Consider the following 394-nt stretch of genomic DNA (forward strand, 5'->3'; position numbering starts at 1 on the left):
GCCCTACCCACCGCGATTGCCCGCAGAGCTAACGAACAGCATGAGGCCAAAAAGCCGTATCAAATTCGCCTTCTGACGGGTGCGTCAATCAGCGCCGCCGCTGACGATGTACTTTCTGACGCCGATGCTGTTTCCTGGCGTGCGCCATATCAAACATCGTCCGGTTTACGTAAAAAGATCAATCAGGGCGCGGTGAGTTTCGTTGACCTGCATTTGAGCGAAGTGGCGCAAATGGTCAATTACGGTTTCTTCGGCGACATTGATGTTGCCGTCATTGAAGCATCGGCACTGGCACCGGATGGTCGAGTCTGGTTAACCAGCGGGATCGGTAATGCGCCGACCTGGCTGCTGCGGGCGAAGAAAGTGATCATTGAACTCAATCACTATCACGATC

General features: G+C 54.1%; 1 pseudogene. It reads left to right on the forward strand.

What is annotated here, in order from left to right:
• Positions 1 to 394 (forward strand): annotated as a pseudogene (gene scpC / locus I6F37_RS43755) (propionyl-CoA:succinate CoA transferase); the annotation flags it as partial.

This window comes from Bradyrhizobium sp. NBAIM08, from assembly GCF_020193935.1.
Lineage (GTDB): Bacteria > Pseudomonadota > Alphaproteobacteria > Rhizobiales > Xanthobacteraceae > Bradyrhizobium > Bradyrhizobium yuanmingense.